The following is a 274-nucleotide window of genomic DNA, read 5'->3' as shown; positions in this document are numbered from 1 at the left end:
CCTTGAGGAGCTGGTCCCGCAGGGCCCCCGCCGAGGCCATCTCCACGAAGGACGTCTCGGGCAGTTGCTGCACCTGCTCCGCCAGCTCGACGATCGCGCGCTGCATCAGCGCGGTGCGCTGCTCGCGGATCTCGTCCGGCGCCAGGCGCTGGCGTCCCTTGCGGAGCCACACGAAGAATTCCGTCGCGTCCATGTCGAGGGAATCCTCGACGCGCAGATCGATGTAGCCGAGCTGCGACAGCTCCAGGATCATCAGGTTGAAGCTCGCCGGCAC

1 protein-coding gene is annotated in these 274 nt (G+C 67.5%); it reads right to left on the bottom strand.

Going from position 1 to position 274, the window contains the following annotated elements:
• Window positions 1–274: hypothetical protein (locus KZZ06_RS20750; protein WP_219581852.1), on the bottom strand; the 274-nt coding region annotated here is incomplete at both ends.

Origin of the sequence: Sulfitobacter sp. CW3 (genome assembly GCF_019392245.1) — a bacterium.
Taxonomy (GTDB): domain Bacteria; phylum Pseudomonadota; class Alphaproteobacteria; order Rhodobacterales; family Rhodobacteraceae; genus Sulfitobacter.
The sequence above is the reverse complement of the archived record's forward strand: the minus strand, read 5'-3'. Positions and strand labels throughout refer to the sequence as shown.